The following is a 19,632-nucleotide window of genomic DNA, read 5'->3' as shown; positions in this document are numbered from 1 at the left end:
AGTTAATAATTATCCGTTTAAAATTCTTTGGCGAACAGCTTCAAAAATAAGTATTCCTGCAGCAACAGACACATTCATAGAGTCAATTTCACCTTGCATAGGAATAATAATGTTATGTGTAGACTCTTGCAACCATTCGTCACTTAATCCAGTAGCTTCAGTACCTACAACTATAGCAGTAGGTAATGTGTAATCTTGTGTATGATAGTTTGCTGAAGCTTGTAGTGCAGCACAAAAAATGTTAATGTGATGTTGTTTTAAAAACGAAACGATATCTTTTGTTGAGCCTGTAGCCACTTGCTTGGTAAAGACACAGCCAACGCTAGAACGAATAATGTTAGGGTTGTATAAATCGGTTTTTGGGTTTGCAATAATTACAGCTTCTATATTAGCAGCATCAGCAGTACGTAATAAAGCACCTATGTTACCTGGTTTTTCAGGAGCTTCGGCTACTAAAATCAAAGGGTTTTCACTTTTAAAGATAATATCATCTAAAAGATGTGATTTTGTTTTGGCAACAGCAATAATCCCTTCGGTTGTGTCTCTATGTGCAATTTTTTGAAATACATCTTTAGAAATTTCAATACGCTTAATGTTTGATGGTATTAATGAAGATAGTTCTTCTTCTGAAATTAATTCAGAATAAAACAAAACGGTATCCACGTCATAATTGCCTTTAAGTGCTAAAGATAATTCTCGTTTACCTTCAATAAGAAACAATCCAGACTTTTTGCGCTCACGCGATTTGTCTTTTAGCTGAACAAGTTGTTTAATGTAAGGATTTTGTATGCTTGTAATTTCTTTTGTCATAACCAGACAAAAGTAGCCATTTTAGTCGATAATTTTATTGTAACGAATGTCTATTGAACAAAAAAGCGAACCATTTGGTTCGCTTTAAGTTATTCTTGATTTTTGAATTTATTGGAGTAGCGTTTCCACAATTTAGTTTGATGACTTTCTAAACTCACATCGCGACCATCAATAAAAGCGTGTGTCAAAACATTTGTACGCATATCTAATGCATCACCTTCGCTAATAAAAAGTGTAGCACTTTTACCTTCTTCTAAAGAACCATATTGATCATCAATACCTAAAATTTTAGCAGTATTAAGTGTTATCATTTGTAATGCTTGCTCTTTTGTTACGCCATGAGCTACAGCTGTTCCTGCTAAAAACGGAAGATTTCTAGCATTCATACGCTCCATACTACCACTACTTTCTAAAGCAACTGTAACACCTTTGTCGGTTAATAGTTTTGCTAATTTATAAGGTAAATCGTAATCGTCATCTTCATTACTAGGTGTTTTATGAAGACGTTGTACTAAAACCGGAATATTGTTTTGCTTCAGTAAATCGGCTACTTTATAAGCTGAATAACCTCCAACTATAACCATGTGTTTAATACCATTTTTGTTTTTGAAGTTGATAGCATCAGTAATTCCTTTTTCGTCATCTACATTTACATATAGTTTTTTAGAACCATCAAAAATACCTTTAAGTGCTTCAAAAGGTAAGTTTGTGATTTTTTTGTCTCCATTGTTATAGGCTTTAGATTGGTCTAAATAATCTTGAAGTTCTTTAACTTGCTTCGAGTAGTTTTTGTTAGGTTTTAAACCAGGGTCTTCTCCACGCCACCAACGACCTCTAGAAAAACTATTAGGCCAATTAACATGAATACCATCGTCAACTTTTATAGCAGCATCTTCCCAGTTCCAAGCGTCAAATTGAACGATAGACGATGTTCCTGAAATGGTACCACCTCTTGGTGTTATTTGTCCTATAAGCACTCCGTTTGGACGCATGCTTTCAACCACTTTGGATTCGGCATTATAGGCAATTAAACTTCTAATGTGTGGTTTGTAAGTTCCAATTTCGGCATCGTCATCAGTTGCTCTAACTGCATCAATTTCTACTAATCCTAATGTAGTATTAGGTACTATAAATCCTGGATACACATGCTTGCCTTCGGCATTTATAGTTTCCATGTTAGTGATATTGATTTTTACAATTCCAGCATCGGCAACTGTAAGTAATTTACCATCTTTAATTATGATAATACTATTTTCAATAACCTTACCATTACCAATATGAGCTGTAGCTCCTACAATGGCAATGTCTTTAGTTTGTTTTGGAGCAGGTGTTTGTTGTGCTATTGCTGATGAAAAGCATAACACGAATAACACTATAAGGGTTTGTTTAATTTGTTTCATAATACTGTTTTTTTAGTGTTCATGGTGTTCGTTATCCATAGAATCGCAATGCAAAAATTCTTTTTCTTTTTTCTTAATAGGTTGTGTTTTTAACCCTTTGTTCTTTGCTTGTAACATTAAGTTGATGAGTTCGCTTTTTTCATTTTGAATTTTGCTTCTCATCATTTCATCTCGTTTTAAATCGAAATAGGTAACACCTTCAATAATAGTTTTTTCTGCTTTTGCATATATTGAAAGTGGATGGTCTGTCCATAAAACCACATCAGCATCTTTACCTACTTTAATACTACCAACTCTATCATCGATATGCAATAATTTAGCAGGATTAAGAGTTACGAATTTCCAAGCTTCTTCTTCACTAACACCACCATATTTTACCGATTTTGCAGCTTCTTGGTTTAAACGTCGAGACATTTCGCCATCATCACTATTTATAGCAACTGTAACACCTTGGTTGTGCATTATTGCAGCGTTGTAAGGAATGGCATCATTTACTTCATACTTGTATGCCCACCAATCACTAAATGTAGAACCACCAACACCATGTTCTTTCATTTTGTCAGCAAGTTTATAGCCTTCTAAAATGTGTGTAAACGTATTGATGTTGAAATTGAACTTTTCAGCTACTTTCATTAGCATATTTATTTCGCTTTGTACATATGAATGACAAGAAATAAAGCGCTCTTTGTTTAATATTTCTGCAAGTACTTCAAGCTCTATGTCTTTTCGATAAGGCTTTCCACTTTTCTTTAAAGCATCGTATTCTTTTGCTCTTGAAAAATAATCTATATAAAGTTGCTCAACTCCCATACGTGTTTGTGGGAATCTTGAGTAGCTAGACCAGTTAGACTGCTTTACGTTTTCACCTAATGCGAATTTGATAAACTTAGGACTGTTGTCATAAATTAAATTATCAGCAGACTCTCCCCATTTTAGTTTTATAATTGCTGAGCGACCTCCAATTGGGTTAGCCGAACCATGTAAGATTTGTATTGAAGTTACACCTCCAGCAAGATTACGGTAAATACTTATGTCTCCTGGTTCTACAACATCTTCTATAGATACTTCGGCAGAAGAGTTTTGTCCACCTTCGTTTATAGATGCTGCAGCAATATGTGAGTGTTCATCAATAACTCCAGCAGTAAGATGTTTTCCTGTTGCATCAATAACTTTTGCGCTATTGTCTGATAGGTTTTGACCTATTTTGGCAATCTTTCCGTTTTTGATAAGTACATCAGTGTTTTCTAAAATTCCATCAGCTTCATTAGTCCAAACTGTAGCATTTTTAAATAATAATGTTTCGGCTTTTGGTAATTCGGTAAAACCATACGCATTGTTTGGGAATGTTACTGGAAATACTTTTTCAGTGGAGTCTTTAGATTTCTTTTTGTCGTCAGATTTAGTGTCGTCTTCTTTCTTTAATGATTTAGCAAAAAATGACATTTCGTTACCTGTAGGCATTGTAGTTGTACCTCTAAGGTTGTTGTCACTATCAACATTTGCTATAATTCTAACAAATTCTTGTTTTGTAGAATCTTTTGTTGTCATTGAAATAGTAACCCAATTATCACTGTAGCTTACTTTAGAGCCTAAAGTGTTGTCACCACTGGTAATTTCAGATTTCAATTTGCTAAGTTCTCCTTTTAATGACATTTTATAGTCTTCACCAGCTAATCTAAATTCATAGTCGCCTCTAATGTCTTTAATAGTCATGTCTTCTATAACATTTTGCTGACCAAGTACCCAGTTTTCATATAATGTGGTTTTTTTATCAAAAATGTTTCCAGAAGTAATTAAGAAGTTAGCGTAAGTTCCATTCTTTAAAGAACCAATAGTATTTTGCTTTCCTAATAATTGAGCAGGAATAGTAGTAAGCGATTCCAAAGCTTTTTCTTCAGAAAGTCCATGTTCAATGGCTTTTAATAGGTTGGGTTTAAATTCTTTTGGCGACTTTAATGAATGCGTAGTTAACGCAAATTTGATATTGTTTTCAGCTAAAACCTTTGGGTTTGTTGGTTTTTGATTCCATGCTCTCATATCGCTAAGCGATAATCCTGAAGCTAAAAACGGATTTTCAACATCGTAAGCATCTGGGAAGTTAATTGGGATAATTAACGACGCGTTTGTGTTTTTTACTTCGTTTACACGTTCGTATTCATCACCACCTCCAAGTATAACATATTGTACATCATACTCATCACCAACTTTATCAGCTCTTAATAGATTAGCTCTACTACCTGCAGCAAAAATTTGAATTAAGGATTTATTCTTATTTAGTGCTTCAAGAGATAAATCTTTTGTTTTAGAGTTTCCTTTAGCATACCAATCAGCATCAATATAAAGTTGTCTTAGTAAAGCCATACTTCCCATAATAGAAGAAGGATAAGATTGTCTTGAAGTCACACTTTTAGAAAACGAGAAATATTGTGCAGAATAATCATCTAATATTCGGTTAGCGTTTGTGCCTTCACTATCAAGCGCTACAAGCATTCCGCTACCTCTAACAATTCCATCTTGTATGTGTGCATTAAGTGTTCCAAAACCTGCTTTGATGTATTCTGAAGCTTTTTTGCTGTCATAACTAAAACGGTCTATTGCTTTGTTTTCAGGCATTACATGGTCGTTCCAGTAATAGCCTGATCTGCTAGGTTCATACTGTGCACTTCTGCCACTTCCTGAGTCTCGTTCAGGAGCTTTGATACCAAAATCGGAATAGATGTCAATAAAAGAAGGGTAGATGCTTTTACCTGAAACATTAATAATTTTGGTGTTTTTTGGAATGCTAACAGAAGTTCCTGTAGCAACGACTTTTCCGTCTTTGATTAATAGTGTTCCGTTTTCAATAACTTGAGTAGGAGTCACATAAATTTTAGCATTTGTAAATGCAGTGTAGTTAGTGTTTGTTGCAACTACACCATCATTTTTTGGAAAATATTCTTGTGCGTAAAATGAAAAACAGCACAAAAATGTTAAGATAGTGAGATACGGTCTTATCATTATGTAAGTGTTGGTTAAAAAATAGAAAGCTAAAGATAGAAATATTGCCTTTAGTAACGAACTAATACACTTTTTTTAACTTTTTTAGAATGTATTATTTTCAAAGTAATTTACTAAAAGTGCAACTACATAACTATAGCTTTCCATACCATCTATTTGGTTGTTAGCTTTTAGAAATGTATCGTAAGTAGATTTAAACAAAGGCTCAGTTGGATTTTGATAACTGTCCCAAAAGTCTCTAACCTCTTGATAGTTTTTCAAAATGCCTTTATTCACTTTAGTAACCAAAGTTTCATACTGTTTGGGGTCGCGTCTATAAATTTCGTGTAGGCAATGTCTTAATGCAAACGCATAACCAGAATACTTAAAATAAATATCATCATGATGCATTGCTGCCATACTACCTATAAAGTTAGCTTCATTTTCAGCAGCATAACCCAATTGGTGTGCTACTTCGTGGCTTGCAGTGGTTGGATATTTAAAAGTTGGGATTAACCCATCAATTTGTGCTTCATTGGTAAACGGATTTAAATATCCTGAAAAACCCATATAAGTTAGTGGTAAGCTATAAATAGAACGTTTAACGCTTTTAGGCTGATAAGCTAAATGAGGAAATTTTTTAGAAAGTTTATCATAACCTTTAGGGACTTTTTGTAATAATTCTGTTTTGCTATAAGGCATGTCAACCTTAACAGTGTCATTATTTGTAATGGCTATATGAACAGTGTTTACAGTACTTATTAGACGCTCTGTGGTTGCTACAAGCGCTTCAGTAGTATAGTCTTTTTCTATATTAAGCGCTTTGTGTAGTGGTAGCCTGTAATAATTAAAAGCCCAAAGTAAATGAAATGCAAAATACCCAATAGATACGGCTGATAATACATCTAAAATCCACGCTTTTGTGTCTTTTATTACACGTTTTCTATTTACAAACAACCATCTTAATATATAAACAGTAGCTAAGGTGTATAAAATATCACCTACAGAAAAAGGCACCCAACCAAAAACGTATCGCATCAGTTTTGAGATGTATACATAAAGACCATTGCTATATAATTGTTCAACAACATCAGGAAAACGCGCTATAATTTTCAAGAAAATAATTTGAAGTACAATTGAAAACGCTAGTATGGATTTGAGGTATTTCTGCATAAATCAAAAATAGAAAATAGTTTTATAAAACATACGCTATTGGTTACCTTTGTATAACTTAAAGTAAATACTATGAATTCAGAAATAAGACAATTAGAACCAACACAACTTTGGAACAAGTTTGCAGACCTAAATGCTGTACCAAGACCATCAAAAAAAGAAGAGCGTGTTATCGCGTTTATGAAAGATTTTGGAGAGCAACTTGGTTTAGAAACGATTGTTGATAAGGTAGGTAACGTCATTATAAAAAAGCCTGCAACTGCTGGTATGGAAGACCGTAAAACCATTGTAATGCAATCGCATTTAGACATGGTTCACCAAAAAAATAACGATACCGTTTTTGATTTTGACACACAAGGAATTGAAATGTTTATTGAAGGTGATTGGGTAAAAGCTAAAGGCACAACGCTTGGTGCTGACAACGGACTTGGAGTAGCTACTATAATGGCAATTTTGGAAAGTAAAGATATTGAGCATCCTGCTATTGAAGCCTTATTTACTATTGATGAAGAAACAGGAATGACAGGAGCAATGGGACTTGAAGGCGGTTTATTACAAGGAGATATACTTTTAAATTTAGATACCGAAGAAGATGACGAAATTGGAGTAGGTTGCGCTGGTGGTGTTGATGTTACTGCTACAAGAACTTATAAAGAAGAAGAAACTCCTGAGTTTAAAACTGGTTTTAAATTAATTGTAAAAGGTTTACAAGGTGGACACTCTGGAATGCAAATCCATGAAGGTTTAGGTAATGCCAATAAAATAATGAACCGTTTATTGTTTGACGGATTTGAAAACTTTGGCTTGAGAATTAGTGAAATTGATGGCGGAAGTTTACGTAATGCAATCCCTCGTGAAAGTGTCGCTACTGTTGTTGTAGATGCGATACATGAAGAAGCGTTTGTTGCCGAAACAGAAGCGTTGGCTCAAGAGATAAAAGCAGAGTATAAAACAATGGAACCAGATTTAACTGTTGTGATTTCTAAAATTGAAACACCAAAATCTATTATGGATTTAGGTGTGCAAGAGGGATTAACAAGAGCTATTTATGCTGCGTTAAATGGTGTGTATCGTATGAGTGCTGATATTCCTGATTTGGTTGAGACTTCAAATAATATTGCACGTGTAATTGTAAAAGAAGGGAATATTAAAATAGGTTGTTTAACGCGTTCTTCGGTAGAAAGTTCTAAATGGGATTTAGCCAATACATTAAGAGCAACATTTGAACTAACAGGTTGTGAAGTTGAATTTAGTGGCGATTATCCTGGTTGGCAGCCTAATATGGACTCTGAAATACTAAAAGTAATGGTGCCATTATATAAAAAACTTAATAATGGAGAGGAACCTCATGTTGCTGCTTGTCATGCAGGATTGGAGTGCGGTATTTTAGGACAAAACTATCCTGAAATGGATATGATTAGTTTTGGACCAAATATTAAAGGTGCACATTCACCTGATGAGCGTGCTCAAATTTCTTCGGCTCAAAAATATTGGAACTATGTACTTGAAATCTTAAAGCAGATTCCGAAAAAATAAATTGAACACTATAAAAAAACTCCATTTTCAAATGAAAATGGAGTTTTTTTATTCTTAATATTTAGAAATCTATTCTATTCCTGTCATTTCAGCAATAAACGATAAGTTTGATTTAGCAGGAATTGGTCCGTAATCACGTTCGCCATATGCTAAGTGATAAGGAATGTACATATATACTTTATCACCAACACGCATATCAGCAAGGGCTTCTTTCATACCTGCAATAAGTTGAGCATCTGGACTAATTTTCATTGGGAAAGGCTTGTACATGTTAGCTTCTTTTCTACGCTCGTCCAACATACCATGACGCTCAGCAACAGCTTCAACATTACTGTCAAATAAACGTCCATCTTCATAATAACCTTCGTAGTTTACGTAGGCTCTTTTACCTTGCGCAGGCTTTTCTCCATCACCTTTGTTAATGTAATATACTCTTAAACCTGAAGCTGTTTCGGTAGCTTTAGTTAGGTATTCGTCTAATTGTATTTTTATTTCAGCACCAGCTTCAGCATTTTTAGCTTCTCTAGCTTTCTTTTCTTCTTCAGCTCTTATACGAGCTTGTTCTTTCATGTTTTCTAAATCTTCTTTTACCTTAGGCATTTGCTCTTCAAAAACCTTAGCAGCGTTGAAAGATTTTGCAGCAGATCCTTTTCTGATAATGTTTACTTTGTAGATGTATACATTTTCAAGAGGCTTGTTACCACGTCCAACTTTTACGTTAGAGATTGAATCTTGTACTTCAATACCTTTTACCAATTGTCCAAAAACCGAATGACAGCTTACACCACGTTGGTCGCAAGGTTTAAAGTCTCCATTAGCATCAAAAGCATCTAAGCTTGGGTATGGTACTTCGGTAATAAAAAACTGACTTCCGTTGGTGTCAATTCCTCCACCATTTGCCATTGATAATACACCAGCTTTATCATGTTTTAAGCTTGGGTCAAAATCGGCAACAAATCTGTAACCAGGATCACCAGATCCAGTAGCAGTATGGTCTCCACCTTGAATCATGAATTTATCCATAACTCTATGGAATGTTAAGCTGTCGTAAAATGGCTTTCCTTTAAATTGCTCGCTTACTAAAGGATGAGTACCTTCGGCTAAAGCCACAAAATTGGCAACAGTAACTGGTACTTTTTCGAAGAATAACTTAGCAACCATTGTGTCTTTAGAAGTCACTATTTCAGCATAAAGACCATCTTCTAAATCTGGATAAAGGTCTTCTTTGCATGAGGTTGCAGTTACTAGTATAAATAAAATAAATAACTGTAGGGCTTTACTAATCAGTTTCATAAAATTTTAATTAATTGTTTTGTTTTTTTGTTATTGTATTTACGGTTACCTTACACATTAAAGGTGTGTTAACACCTATTTTATTGGTGTCGCCATAATAGCCATAGGCTTTTTGTGAAGGAAATAAGAATGTTACTGTTTCTCCTGGTTTCATAAGTTTTAAACCTTCTCTAAGGCCTGTAAACAATTCTTCTTTGTCCATAGCATAATCTTGAGGTGCTATGTCTTCTTCAGAATAGATTTGTGAACCATTCAAATCTTTAACATCGTAATCAAAATTTACAATGTCACCAAACTGTGGTGTAATGGTATCTTGTTCAATTTTTGTATTGTAATAGTACCAAAAACCACTTTCAGAAGCTATGTAATCTATTTCAGGATTATCTTTAATAATACCTTCAATAAACTGTTGCTCTTTTTTATTTAGTTTAATATTTCGTTCTACTGAAGCATTAATAAATGAACCAGATTTAACGGTCTTAGGAAGTCTAGCTTCAGGTGATTTACAGCTAAAAGCCATAAAACTTATTAGTAATATAATGATGCTTTTATTCATGATTTAGGACCTCTTTATAGCTTGGTAATATACTAATAAATTTTTCAATAGTTTCTTTTAAGTCCAAATCACTTTTTCCTCCAGCAGCATTTGTGTGTCCACCACCATTAAAATGTGCTCTTGAAAATTCGTTTACTGAAAATGCTCCTTTACTTCTTAGCGACACTTTTACAATGTTTTCTTGCTCGTTTTCTATAAAAATAACAGCAAATACAATGCCTTCGAGCGAGAGACCGTAATTAACAAAACCTTCGGTGTCACCTTTTTTAAAGTTGAATGTGTTAAGTTCTTGTTGCGATAAACTTATATAAGCAGTTCTATACTCTGGCAATACTTTTAGATTGCTGAGTGCACAACCTAATAATTGTAATCTGCTATAAGTATTGGTGTCGTAAATGTTATTGTGTATTTGAGCGTTATTTGCTCCTTTTTCAATTAAATTGGCAATGACTTTGTGGGTTGTACTCGTGGTTGAAGGAAACCTAAACGAACCAGTATCAGTCATAATTCCTGTATATAAACAGGTTGAAATGTCTTGGTCTATACTATCTTCATCACCTAAGTTACAAATGAAATTATACACCATTTCACAGGTTGATGACATGCTAACATCAGAATACATATACAATGCATAATCATCAGGTTGCTGATGGTGGTCAATCATTATCTTAATACCTGTAGCAGATTGGATAGGAGTTTCCATATCTCCAATTCGATTCAACGCATTAAAATCTAAAGTGAAAATAATATCTGCTTGATTAATTACTGTGTCACAATCTTCCTGTTGTAGTTCGTATTTTAAAATTGAGGTTTCACTAGGCATCCACTTTAAAAAATCAGGATAATCATTAGGTGCAATTACTGTAACCTCATGATTGTACTTTTTAAGGTAATGGTATAAACCTAAGCTTGAACCTATAGCATCTCCATCAGGATTTTTATGAGGTACAATTACAATGTTTTTTTTGGAACTTAAAAGTTGTTTTATGCTGCTGTAATCTTCATTTGTCATATCTGGCGAAGATACAATTTTTTAATATTGCTTTATATTGTTTTTGTTAAGAAATACATTACTTTTGCAACCAAATTAAAATAAACAAATGGCAACAAATAGAACATTTACAATGCTTAAGCCAGATGCTGTTGAAAAAGGACACATTGGCGCAATATTAGAAAAAATAACTGCTTCAGGATTTAGAATTGTAGCAATGAAATTAACTCACATGACTACTGCTGATGCAAAAGCTTTTTATGCTATTCACAGTGAAAGACCATTTTTTGGTGAGTTGGTTGAGTATATGACTCGTGGACCAATTGTAGCAGCTATCTTAGAAAAAGATAATGCTGTTGAAGATTTTAGAACTTTAATTGGAGCTACTAATCCTGCTGAGGCTGCTGAAGGTACAATACGTAAAATGTATGCTGCTTCTATTGGTGAAAACGCTGTACACGGAAGTGATAGCGATGAGAACGCAGCTATTGAAGGTGCTTTCCATTTTTCAGGAAGAGAAATGTTTTAATAACATATAATTCATATAAAAAAGCAGCTCATTGAGCTGCTTTTTTTATTTATCGAAGGACTAGTTTTTTGATAACGTCTTTACCTAAACTTTCATTGAGCATAGCAATAATTTTTTCTTTGCCATAACTTAACTCTTCTCGTAAAACACTACTGCTTAATTGTACATAAAGTGTGTCTTGTTTTAAAACAATATTGGTAGTGTAGTTGTTTACACCATTTCCCATCATGTTTTCCCAAGCATTACGTACGTTTACCTTATCTAAACCTTGTTGTAGGTTGTTAGTGTCTACAAACTCTTTTAGGAGGTCACTAATAGGTGAGTGTTCGTTGTTGCGTTTGGACATTATTCTTCAAGATTTATAGGTTCGTAACGTTTATAAAGATACATATCTTTATTGGCATTAAGAATTAAAAGTTCATCTTTTGTAGCGTTTAAAACCGTTTCTTTCCAGCTGTGAAAAGGTGTTTTGTAATAGAGGTTTAAACTATCGTTTTCTAAGACAATCTTAAGTTGTTCAGCATCATTGGACGTTTCAAAAGTTCCTGAGAAATTAGGTTTCAACTTTTTTCTAAAACCTGTTAAGCTGTCAGTAATTTCAATATAATCTATAGTGCTGTTAAAATTGTAGTCGCGTTTTGAACCATCTTTTAAAGTTACTTCATCAATTTCCCAATAACCTTCAATATGTTCTACAAATGTCTCAGGATTGTTAGAGCAATTAAAAAATGCCATAAACACTAAGCTAACGCAAAAGGCTCTTATCATAACTCAAATATTTTATACGATTGATGAATTTGTTTCACAACATTTTCGGTGCGTTCAGCATGCGTATCGCTTATAAAGAGTTGACCAAAATGCTCATCGTCAACAAGACCAATTATTTGTGCTACGCGTTGTTCGTCTAGTTTATCAAAAATGTCATCTAAAAGCAAAATAGGAGCAACACCACTTTCTTGTTTTAAGAAATCAAACTGAGCCAGTTTTAATGCAATTAAAAACGATTTTTGCTGTCCTTGGCTTCCAAATTTTTTGATAGGATATTGCTCAATTTCAAAAATAAGATCGTCTTTATGAGTGCCTACACTTGTATATTGTAAAGCTTTGTCTTTATTGAGGTTTTTGCTAAGGAGTTCGCTTAATTGTGCTTCAAACAAATCGCTTTTATAACTAAGGTTTACAACTTCATTATTATTGCTAATAGCATTGTAACGCGATTTAAAAATAGGAATAAAGGCTTTTAAAAAAGCATCTCTAGTTTTAAAAATAGCGGTTCCGTAAGTATTTAACTGGTCGTTATAAACCTCTAGTGTTTGCGCGTTAAATGTATTGTTGAGTGCAAAATATTTCAATAGAGCATTACGTTGTGAGAGTACTTTGTTATAGTTAATTAAATCACTTAAATACTGTTTGTTGCTTTGTGAAATAACGTTGTCTATAAATTTTCGACGTGTATCACTACCTTCAATAATAAGGTCTCTATCAGCTGGCGAAATAATTACCAAAGGAATAAACCCAATATGGTCGCTAAATTTATCGTACATTTTTCCATTGCGCTTAATCATCTTTTTTTGACCACGTTTTAGCGACACGATAATCTTTTCGGTTTTATCATCTTTGTCAAACACACCATCAACAACAAAAAAGTCAGCATCGTGTTTTATGTTTTGTGTAGCTACAGGATTAAAATAACTTTTTCCAAAAGCTAAATGATAAATAGCATCTAAAACATTAGTCTTCCCAACTCCGTTTGAGCCTACAAAGCAGTTTATCTTAGTGTCAAAAGCAAAGGATTGGCTTTCAAAATTCTTGTAATTAAGTAGGGAAAGGGAATTTAAAATCATAAAACAAACAATATATTGATGTTTTTGGTTAACAATTATGGAAAAGGATGTGCAAATTATTGAAAAATAACAAATAATTTACCTTTTATTTACCAATAAAAATTTTATTTTTGCGGCGCATAAATAGAGAATATATGGCAACTTATAAGAAAAGAGGATATAAACCAAAGACTAAAGAAGAAAAAGTTGAAGCTATTGAAGAACACTCAACAACAGCTGAAGTTTTTAACACTTTAGATGAAACAGCTTCTAAGACTGAAGAATGGGCTGTTAAAAATCAAAACTATATTTATATTATTGTTGGTGTAGCTGTTGCAGTTATACTTGGATACTTAGGTTACAATAAATTTGTTGCTGAACCAAAAGCTGGAGAAGCTATGAATGAAATGTATAAAGCACAACAATATTTTGACCAAGCGGTTAATGGTGTTGAAAAAGATTCTTTATATACGTTAGCTTTAAATGGAGGTGAAGGTAAATATGGTATGGTTGATATTGCTGATAAATACAGTGGTACTCCTGCAGGTAATTTAGCCAACTATTATGCAGGTATGGCTTACTTAAACCTAAATAAATATTCTGAAGCAATTTCTTACTTAAACAATTTTTCAAGTGATGATATCATGTTAGCACCACTTGCAAAAGGAGGAATTGGTGATGCTTTTGTGCAATTGAATCAGCCAAAAGACGCTATGGATTACTACGAGCAAGCTATTGCAATTTCTAATAATGAGTTTACAACACCATTATATTTATACAAAGCTGGTACATTAGCATTGTCTCAAGGTGAAAACCAAAAAGCATTAAACTATTTTACAAGAATAAAAGAAGAATTTTCTGCTTCAAATGAAGCTTCTAATATAGATGTACTTATAGGAAAAGCAGAAGCAAGTTTATAATACATATGGCAACTGCAAATTTATCCGAATACGATAAAAACACAATCCCAAACGCGAAAGACTTTCGGTTTGGGATTGTTGTTTCTGAATGGAACGACACCATTACTAATGGCCTTTTTAAAGGTGCTTACGATACATTAATTGAACATGGTGCTTTACCTGAAAACATTGTGCATTGGCAAGTTCCTGGTAGCTACGAGCTAATTTATGGAAGCAAAAAAATGCAAGAGCAAATGGTAAATGCTGTTATTGCTATTGGTAGCGTTATACAAGGCGAAACAAAGCATTTTGATTTTGTTTGTGAAGCTGTTTCTCAAGGTATCAAAGACCTTAACGTGATGCGTGAAACGCCAGTTATATTTTGTGTGTTAACCGACAACAATATGCAACAAGCAATTGATAGGTCTGGAGGTAAACATGGTAACAAAGGTGTTGAAGCTGCTGTTGCTGCAATAAAAATGGCTGAGCTTAGACGAAAAGCTTAAAAACACTATTCTTCATTTTAAAACTGTTAACAATTTTTAGCAGTTGAAAGGCTTATTTTCCTAGCTTTTTAAGTACATTTGAAGTGTAACAACGATTATACTTTATAGTGGAGTTTTTTAAGCAACGTAAAAATAAACGTTTCAGTTATACACCTAAGCATCTTAGAGACCAAGATGATACTACCAAGAAAAGTGTTGAAGCACAATGGGAAGAGGTAAGAGCTGCTAACAAACGTAAGAAAAGTATTTTTACTACTTTACCCTTTTTGGTCTTGTTTTTGATTGGTGTATTAGTAATACTTTACATATTAAGTCGTTACGAATAATAAAGCGTTACATCATGTTTAAATTACGAAGAAATAAAAAGTTTGAATACACTCCTAGATACTATAAAGGTGAGGGAAGTCCTTATGAAATTAAGCATAAATTTGACGAACACAGGCAAACTGTAGGAAGCAATAAAGGATTAAAAACCAAGTTTGTTAATGCCATTGACGATTATAAGCATAATGAAGATACGGCTGGAGCCAACAGACGTGTATTGATTATTATAGGTGTATTGATTTTGGTTTTTTTGATTTTTATTGATTTTGACCTGTCAATATTCTTTTCAAAACGCTAATGGCAGACATTATTCAACTATTACCAGACCATGTTGCTAACCAAATTGCAGCAGGCGAAGTCGTGCAAAGACCTGCTTCAGTGGTTAAGGAGCTTCTCGAAAATGCAATAGATGCTGAGTCTACTGAAATAAAACTCATTATAAAAGATTCAGGTAAAACACTTATTCAGGTTATTGATAATGGTAAAGGCATGAGTGTTACTGATGCACGTTTAAGCTTTGAGCGTCATGCAACATCCAAAATACGCGCTGCTGAAGATTTATTCAATTTACATACAAAAGGGTTTAGAGGCGAAGCATTAGCTAGTATTGCTGCTATTGCTCATGTTGAACTTAAAACCAAACAAGAGCAAGACGAACTAGGAACACAAATTGAGATTGAAGGTAGCGACCTTAAAGCTCAAAATGTTGTGGTAACACCTAAAGGAACGTCTTTAGCTGTAAAACATTTATTTTTTAATATTCCTGCTCGACGCAATTTTTTAAAATCTAATGCAGTAGAGTTACGACATATTATCGATGAATTTCATCGTGTAGCATTAGCGCATCCAAGTATTGTGTTTGCAATGTACCATAATGGTAGCGAAATTTTTAATCTACCAAGTAGTAATTACAGACAGCGTGTAGTTAATATTTTTGGAGGTAAAACCAACGAAAAGTTAGTTCCTGTTGAAGAAATTACCGAAGTTCTAAAAATTTCAGGGTTTGTAGGAAAACCTGAGTTTGCTAAAAAGACAAAGAACGAACAGTTCTTTTTTGTAAATAATCGTTTTATCAAAAGTCCTTACCTTAATCATGCTATCAATTCAGCATTTGAAGGTTTGATAAAAGATGGAGCGCATCCAAGCTATTTTTTAAATCTTACTGTAGACCCAAAAACTATTGATATCAATATTCATCCAACAAAAACAGAAATTAAGTTTGATGATGAACATACTTTGTATGCTATTTTAAGGTCAGCAGTAAAACATAGCTTAGGGCAATTTAACATTGCACCAGTTTTAGATTTTGATAGTGATCCTAACCTAAACACGCCTTACGATTATAAAGATAAGAGTGTTGCTACACCACCAACAATAGAAGTTGATAGAGATTTCAATCCTTTTAAGGAAAAAGTATCTCATGGAGGTGGAAGCAGTAAACCTGCAGTTACCTTTAAGAAACAAAATACATCTAGTTGGGATAGTTTGTATGTAGGATTAGAATCAAAAAGTACACAGCAAGACCATAATTTTAGTGAAGTAGAGTTTGAAAGCGATTCAAAAAATGAAACCTTGTTTGATGATTCGCAAACCGAAACTACACAAGCTACTTATCAGCTTCACAACAAATATATTGTGAGTACTATAAAATCTGGTATGTTGATGATTGATCAGCATAGAGCGCATCAACGTGTGTTGTACGAAAATTTATTAAAAAATATGACTGTGAAAGAAGCTGTTAGTCAGCAGTTGTTATTTCCGTTGCAGTTGCATTTTTCCTCAACAGAATTGCCAATACTTATTCAGTTAAAAGAAGACTTAGAAAGTACAGGTTTTGCATTTTCTAGCGTTAAAGATCATACTATAGAAATCACTGGAGTTCCTTTAGGTGTCCCTGAGAGTGAAGTGTCTATAATTTTAGAACAACTGATAAGTGATGTTGAGCAAGAAGTACCAGACAGTAATTTTAGTGCTACAGATTTATTAGCAAAATCTATGGCAAAAAGTTTAGCTATAAAAACAGGTCAATCGCTTAATAAACAAGAACAAGAGCATTTGGTAAATTCACTATTTGCTTGTAAGGAACCTACAGTTTCGCCAACAAATAAAACGACTTTTATAACCATGAGTGTTGATGACATCGACAAAAAATTTATGTAAGCTATGATGAGAATTACAGAAACGGTTAAGCACCTTATTATTATAAATGTCCTGGTTTTTATAGGATGTCAAGTTGTTGGAGATAAAGCCTTTGCTCTTTTATCTATGTGGTTTCCTGAAAACGACAACTTTCAAGTTTGGCAAATTTTTACGCATATGTTTATGCATCATCCTACATTTTATTTACATATTCTTTTCAATATGTTGGGTATATGGATGTTTGGGAGTCCTTTGGAGCAGATGTGGGGAAGAAATAAGTTTTTGTTTTTTTACTTTTCATGTGGATTAGGAGCAGTGCTTATTCCATTATTGATTGACTATGTACAATTTAATTCTATAATAAGTCCATTACTTGCTGATGGATTAGATAAAGAAACTTTAGTTTCAATTTTAAATCAAGAAAAGTACAACCCTGATTGGGTAAAAACTATAGGAGAAAGTAATTGGAACTCTTTGCAAAAAATATTTTATTCTAATAGTTTAGGAGCTTCTGGAGCCTTAATGGGACTTTTGGTTGCGTTTGGGATGTCTTTTCCAAATGCTGAGTTGATGTTGATTTTTTTGCCGATTCCTATTAAAGCAAAGTATTTTATTCCATTATTGTTAGGTTACGAAGTGATTTCAGGTCTCACAGGAGGGAATTCTATGTTTGGAGTTAGTGTTGCACATTTTGCTCACGTTGGAGGCGCATTAACAGGCTTTATAATTATGTGGTATTGGAAAAAGAATCAGTTTAATAAAAATAGATGGGATTAAATGACAACGCTTACACAAGACATACAAGACAAACTAAAACGTCTTAATGCCTTTGAAAAGATTATAGGTGTTAATGTTGTTATATATATAATTGGGTTTATACTTACTAAGGTTAAAAACACTACCAATGTATTGCATTGGTTTGAATTACCTGTGAGTCTTAACGATTTTATATACCAACCTTGGTCTATTTTTACCTATGGTTTTGTGCATTACGGCTTTTGGCATATTGCTCTAAATATGCTTATCTTGTATTTTATTTCTAACATGCTGGTTAACCTTTTTAGTGTTAAACTATCTTTGAATATTTACTTTTTAGGAATTTTATTTGGCGGACTTGCATTTGTATTGATTCATACACTTTTTTCTGGAAGCTTGGTTAACTATACGTTGCCATTGGTAGGAGCATCAGCAGGAGTAAGGGCTTTAATTATTTTTTTAAGCGCTTATATGCCTAATAAAGAAGCACGATTGGTAACCATAAACATTAAACTTTGGTATATAGGTGTAGCAATGGTGGTTATTGATATTCTTGGATTGTTTACCATAAACCAAGGCGGTTATGTAGCGCATTTAGGAGGAAGTTTGTTAGGATATTTATATGCACAACAATTAACTAAAGGAAATGATATAGGTAAAGGCTTTGAGCGTATAATGGATAGTATAGCTAGTATGTTTAAACGAAAGTCGCCTTTAAAAACAGTTCATAAGAGCAAGAAAAAACCGTTTGCAGGCCATAATAAAGACGACTTTAATGAGTTTACTAAACAAAAACGAATTGACCTCATTCTAGATAAAATCAGTAAAAGCGGTTATGAAAGTTTAACTAAAGAAGAAAAAGCGTTTTTATTTAAATCAGGTAAGGATTAAAAGTCTATGAAGCGACTAAAATTGGTAGATAAATTGGTGTTCTTCGTTAATTCCATTGTAGCGACAATGTTGCTGCTGTCTTATATTTTACCTTATGTGTCGCCTAAAAACTTCGCTTTATTATCAGTTTTAAGTCTTGCAGTTCCTTTCTTAATACTACTCAATATTCTATTTTTTGTGTATTGGCTTTTAAAAGTGAAAAAGCAGCTTTTACTATCACTTATTATATTGTTTATTGGGTATAACTATCTGTTTTCATTGTATAAATTTTCATCATCCAAGAATATTGAAGATCCAAATAATATTTCAGTAATGAATTATAATGTGAGGTTGTTTAATGTATTTGAATGGATTCCTGATGAAACCGTTAAAACTCAAATAGTCGATTTTATTTCTGAAAAACAGCCTGATGTGTTAAGCATGCAAGAATACAGGCCTGATGAAGCTATTAACTTAAAAGGATACTATAAGTACGAAGAGCTTTCAGGTAAAAAGGTGAAAAATGGTCAAGCAATATTTTCTAAATTCCCTATAGTAAACTCGGGTTCTATTGAGTTTCCAAATACTAGTAATAATGCCATTTTTGTCGATATAGTTAAGGCTAAGGACACGATAAGAATTTATAATGTGCACCTACAATCGCTTGGTATTGATCCAACGGTTGAAAAATTAGCAAATGAGTCTTCTGAAAACTTATTTAAGCGTGTAAGTAAAACGTTTAAAATGCAGGAGAGTCAAACCGATTTGTTTTTACAGCATAAAGCAAAATGTAAGTATAAAATGGTTATTTGTGGAGACTTCAATAATACAGCCTATTCCTACGTGTATAAAGAGATAAAAGGCGATTTACAAGATGCTTTTGTTGAAGGAGGTAATGGCTTTGGACGTACGTTTAACTTTAAGTTTTTTCCTGTGAGAATTGACTTTATTTTAGCTGATGATGCTTTTGAAGTAAACGGTTTTAAAACCTTTGATGTTGAATTATCTGACCATTATCCTATACTTGCTAAATTAAAATTAGCGAAGTAGT

The 19,632-nt window shown here is 33.3% G+C and carries 20 protein-coding genes; 10 read left to right on the top strand and 10 right to left on the bottom strand.

Annotated features, from left to right (window positions below):
* Positions 1-9: 9 nt before the first annotated feature.
* From DMZ43_RS09370 to DMZ43_RS09355, 4 genes are all read right to left on the bottom strand, one after another.
* On the bottom strand, positions 10-810 hold the full coding sequence (locus DMZ43_RS09370) for an RNA methyltransferase (RefSeq protein ID WP_131507709.1): 801 nt from the start codon (positions 808-810) through the stop codon (positions 10-12).
* A gap of 89 nt (positions 811-899) precedes the next feature.
* Complete coding sequence (locus tag DMZ43_RS09365; protein WP_131507707.1) at positions 900-2,210, bottom strand: amidohydrolase family protein; 1,311 nt, start codon at positions 2,208-2,210, stop codon at positions 900-902.
* Between the two features lie 12 nt (positions 2,211-2,222).
* On the bottom strand, positions 2,223-5,207 hold the full coding sequence (locus tag DMZ43_RS09360) for an amidohydrolase family protein (RefSeq protein WP_131507705.1): 2,985 nt from the start codon (positions 5,205-5,207) through the stop codon (positions 2,223-2,225).
* An 84-nt stretch (positions 5,208-5,291) separates the two neighbouring features.
* Positions 5,292-6,359, bottom strand: coding sequence for a DUF3810 domain-containing protein (locus DMZ43_RS09355; RefSeq protein ID WP_131507703.1), 1,068 nt, complete (start codon positions 6,357-6,359; stop codon positions 5,292-5,294).
* A gap of 72 nt (positions 6,360-6,431) precedes the next feature.
* Here DMZ43_RS09355 and DMZ43_RS09350 point away from each other — a divergent pair, with 72 nt between their 5' ends.
* Complete coding sequence (locus tag DMZ43_RS09350; RefSeq protein ID WP_131507701.1) at positions 6,432-7,895, top strand: aminoacyl-histidine dipeptidase; 1,464 nt, start codon at positions 6,432-6,434, stop codon at positions 7,893-7,895.
* Positions 7,896-7,964: 69 nt separating this feature from the next.
* On the opposite strand, the gene DMZ43_RS09345 is transcribed toward DMZ43_RS09350, so the two are convergent.
* The 3 genes from DMZ43_RS09345 to DMZ43_RS09335 are packed head-to-tail and all read right to left on the bottom strand — an operon-like array spanning position 7,965 to position 10,756.
* A complete protein-coding gene (locus tag DMZ43_RS09345) occupies positions 7,965-9,188 on the bottom strand; it encodes a peptidylprolyl isomerase (protein ID WP_131507699.1) in 1,224 nt (407 codons plus the stop codon).
* A gap of 10 nt (positions 9,189-9,198) precedes the next feature.
* Complete coding sequence (gene gldI, locus DMZ43_RS09340) at positions 9,199-9,744, bottom strand: gliding motility-associated peptidyl-prolyl isomerase GldI (RefSeq protein ID WP_131507697.1); 546 nt, start codon at positions 9,742-9,744, stop codon at positions 9,199-9,201.
* Positions 9,737-10,756 carry a bifunctional oligoribonuclease/PAP phosphatase NrnA gene (locus DMZ43_RS09335; RefSeq protein ID WP_131507695.1) on the bottom strand — a complete coding sequence of 340 codons (1,020 nt, stop codon included), beginning with the start codon at positions 10,754-10,756 and terminating at the stop codon, positions 9,737-9,739. Before DMZ43_RS09335 ends, gldI begins: the two co-directional genes overlap by 8 nt.
* Positions 10,757-10,844: 88 nt before the next feature.
* Here DMZ43_RS09335 and DMZ43_RS09330 point away from each other — a divergent pair, with 88 nt between their 5' ends.
* Entirely contained in the window at positions 10,845-11,264 is a 420-nt protein-coding gene (locus DMZ43_RS09330; protein ID WP_129760457.1) for a nucleoside-diphosphate kinase, read from the top strand.
* 49 nt (positions 11,265-11,313) lie between these two features.
* Here DMZ43_RS09330 and DMZ43_RS09325 read toward each other — a convergent pair whose 3' ends face one another.
* The 3 genes from DMZ43_RS09325 to DMZ43_RS09315 are packed head-to-tail and all read right to left on the bottom strand — an operon-like array spanning position 11,314 to position 13,108.
* On the bottom strand, positions 11,314-11,610 hold the full coding sequence (locus DMZ43_RS09325) for a DUF721 domain-containing protein (protein WP_129760459.1): 297 nt from the start codon (positions 11,608-11,610) through the stop codon (positions 11,314-11,316).
* Entirely contained in the window at positions 11,610-12,032 is a 423-nt protein-coding gene (locus DMZ43_RS09320; RefSeq protein WP_131507693.1) for a hypothetical protein, read from the bottom strand. The genes DMZ43_RS09325 and DMZ43_RS09320 overlap by 1 nt, the downstream gene beginning before the upstream one ends.
* Positions 12,029-13,108: a DNA replication/repair protein RecF gene (locus DMZ43_RS09315; protein WP_131507691.1), complete on the bottom strand. Its 1,080-nt coding sequence runs from the start codon at positions 13,106-13,108 to the stop codon at positions 12,029-12,031. The genes DMZ43_RS09320 and DMZ43_RS09315 overlap by 4 nt, the downstream gene beginning before the upstream one ends.
* Before the next feature lie 134 nt (positions 13,109-13,242).
* On the opposite strand from DMZ43_RS09315, the gene DMZ43_RS09310 reads away from it, so the two are divergent.
* The 8 genes from DMZ43_RS09310 to DMZ43_RS09275 all read left to right on the top strand — a co-directional run bounded on the left by DMZ43_RS09310 (position 13,243) and on the right by DMZ43_RS09275 (position 19,631).
* Positions 13,243-14,007 (top strand): tetratricopeptide repeat protein, encoded by a 765-nt coding sequence (locus DMZ43_RS09310; RefSeq protein ID WP_129760464.1) that lies wholly within the window; start codon positions 13,243-13,245, stop codon positions 14,005-14,007.
* A 5-nt stretch (positions 14,008-14,012) separates the two neighbouring features.
* Entirely contained in the window at positions 14,013-14,492 is a 480-nt protein-coding gene (gene ribH, locus DMZ43_RS09305; RefSeq protein WP_131507689.1) for a 6,7-dimethyl-8-ribityllumazine synthase, read from the top strand.
* Positions 14,493-14,599: 107 nt separating this feature from the next.
* On the top strand, positions 14,600-14,818 hold the full coding sequence (locus DMZ43_RS09300) for a hypothetical protein (RefSeq protein ID WP_129760468.1): 219 nt from the start codon (positions 14,600-14,602) through the stop codon (positions 14,816-14,818).
* 14 nt (positions 14,819-14,832) lie between these two features.
* On the top strand, positions 14,833-15,114 hold the full coding sequence (locus DMZ43_RS09295; protein ID WP_129760470.1) for a riboflavin synthase subunit beta: 282 nt from the start codon (positions 14,833-14,835) through the stop codon (positions 15,112-15,114).
* On the top strand, positions 15,114-16,976 hold the full coding sequence (gene mutL / locus DMZ43_RS09290; protein WP_131507687.1) for a DNA mismatch repair endonuclease MutL: 1,863 nt from the start codon (positions 15,114-15,116) through the stop codon (positions 16,974-16,976). Before DMZ43_RS09295 ends, mutL begins: the two co-directional genes overlap by 1 nt.
* Positions 16,977-16,979: 3 nt before the next feature.
* Positions 16,980-17,732 (top strand): rhomboid family intramembrane serine protease, encoded by a 753-nt coding sequence (locus tag DMZ43_RS09285; RefSeq protein WP_131507685.1) that lies wholly within the window; start codon positions 16,980-16,982, stop codon positions 17,730-17,732.
* Positions 17,733-18,602, top strand: coding sequence for a rhomboid family intramembrane serine protease (locus tag DMZ43_RS09280; protein WP_131507683.1), 870 nt, complete (start codon positions 17,733-17,735; stop codon positions 18,600-18,602). It abuts the gene before it with no gap.
* A gap of 6 nt (positions 18,603-18,608) precedes the next feature.
* Positions 18,609-19,631 carry an endonuclease/exonuclease/phosphatase family protein gene (locus DMZ43_RS09275; protein ID WP_131507681.1) on the top strand — a complete coding sequence of 341 codons (1,023 nt, stop codon included), beginning with the start codon at positions 18,609-18,611 and terminating at the stop codon, positions 19,629-19,631.
* Position 19,632: the final 1 nt, after the last annotated feature.

The organism is Meridianimaribacter sp. CL38, assembly GCF_004328055.1.
GTDB classification, from domain to species: domain Bacteria; phylum Bacteroidota; class Bacteroidia; order Flavobacteriales; family Flavobacteriaceae; genus Gaetbulibacter_B; species Gaetbulibacter_B jejuensis.
Note: the sequence above shows the minus strand (reverse complement) of the source record. Positions and strands in the feature narration are given on the sequence as shown.

Excerpts from the sequence above, each read along its gene's own strand:
- DMZ43_RS09370 (WP_131507709.1), bottom strand. The coding sequence starts at position 810 with ATGACAAAAGAAATTACAAGCATACAAAATCCTTACATTAAACAACTT.
- DMZ43_RS09365 (WP_131507707.1), bottom strand. The coding sequence starts at position 2,210 with ATGAAACAAATTAAACAAACCCTTATAGTGTTATTCGTGTTATGCTTT.
- DMZ43_RS09360 (WP_131507705.1), bottom strand. The coding sequence starts at position 5,207 with ATGATAAGACCGTATCTCACTATCTTAACATTTTTGTGCTGTTTTTCA.
- DMZ43_RS09355 (WP_131507703.1), bottom strand. The coding sequence starts at position 6,359 with ATGCAGAAATACCTCAAATCCATACTAGCGTTTTCAATTGTACTTCAA.
- DMZ43_RS09350 (WP_131507701.1), top strand. The coding sequence starts at position 6,432 with ATGAATTCAGAAATAAGACAATTAGAACCAACACAACTTTGGAACAAG.
- DMZ43_RS09345 (WP_131507699.1), bottom strand. The coding sequence starts at position 9,188 with ATGAAACTGATTAGTAAAGCCCTACAGTTATTTATTTTATTTATACTA.
- gldI (WP_131507697.1), bottom strand. The coding sequence starts at position 9,744 with ATGAATAAAAGCATCATTATATTACTAATAAGTTTTATGGCTTTTAGC.
- DMZ43_RS09335 (WP_131507695.1), bottom strand. The coding sequence starts at position 10,756 with ATGACAAATGAAGATTACAGCAGCATAAAACAACTTTTAAGTTCCAAA.
- DMZ43_RS09330 (WP_129760457.1), top strand. The coding sequence starts at position 10,845 with ATGGCAACAAATAGAACATTTACAATGCTTAAGCCAGATGCTGTTGAA.
- DMZ43_RS09325 (WP_129760459.1), bottom strand. The coding sequence starts at position 11,610 with ATGTCCAAACGCAACAACGAACACTCACCTATTAGTGACCTCCTAAAA.
- DMZ43_RS09320 (WP_131507693.1), bottom strand. The coding sequence starts at position 12,032 with ATGATAAGAGCCTTTTGCGTTAGCTTAGTGTTTATGGCATTTTTTAAT.
- DMZ43_RS09315 (WP_131507691.1), bottom strand. The coding sequence starts at position 13,108 with ATGATTTTAAATTCCCTTTCCCTACTTAATTACAAGAATTTTGAAAGC.
- DMZ43_RS09310 (WP_129760464.1), top strand. The coding sequence starts at position 13,243 with ATGGCAACTTATAAGAAAAGAGGATATAAACCAAAGACTAAAGAAGAA.
- ribH (WP_131507689.1), top strand. The coding sequence starts at position 14,013 with ATGGCAACTGCAAATTTATCCGAATACGATAAAAACACAATCCCAAAC.
- DMZ43_RS09295 (WP_129760470.1), top strand. The coding sequence starts at position 14,833 with ATGTTTAAATTACGAAGAAATAAAAAGTTTGAATACACTCCTAGATAC.
- mutL (WP_131507687.1), top strand. The coding sequence starts at position 15,114 with ATGGCAGACATTATTCAACTATTACCAGACCATGTTGCTAACCAAATT.
- DMZ43_RS09285 (WP_131507685.1), top strand. The coding sequence starts at position 16,980 with ATGATGAGAATTACAGAAACGGTTAAGCACCTTATTATTATAAATGTC.
- DMZ43_RS09280 (WP_131507683.1), top strand. The coding sequence starts at position 17,733 with ATGACAACGCTTACACAAGACATACAAGACAAACTAAAACGTCTTAAT.
- DMZ43_RS09275 (WP_131507681.1), top strand. The coding sequence starts at position 18,609 with ATGAAGCGACTAAAATTGGTAGATAAATTGGTGTTCTTCGTTAATTCC.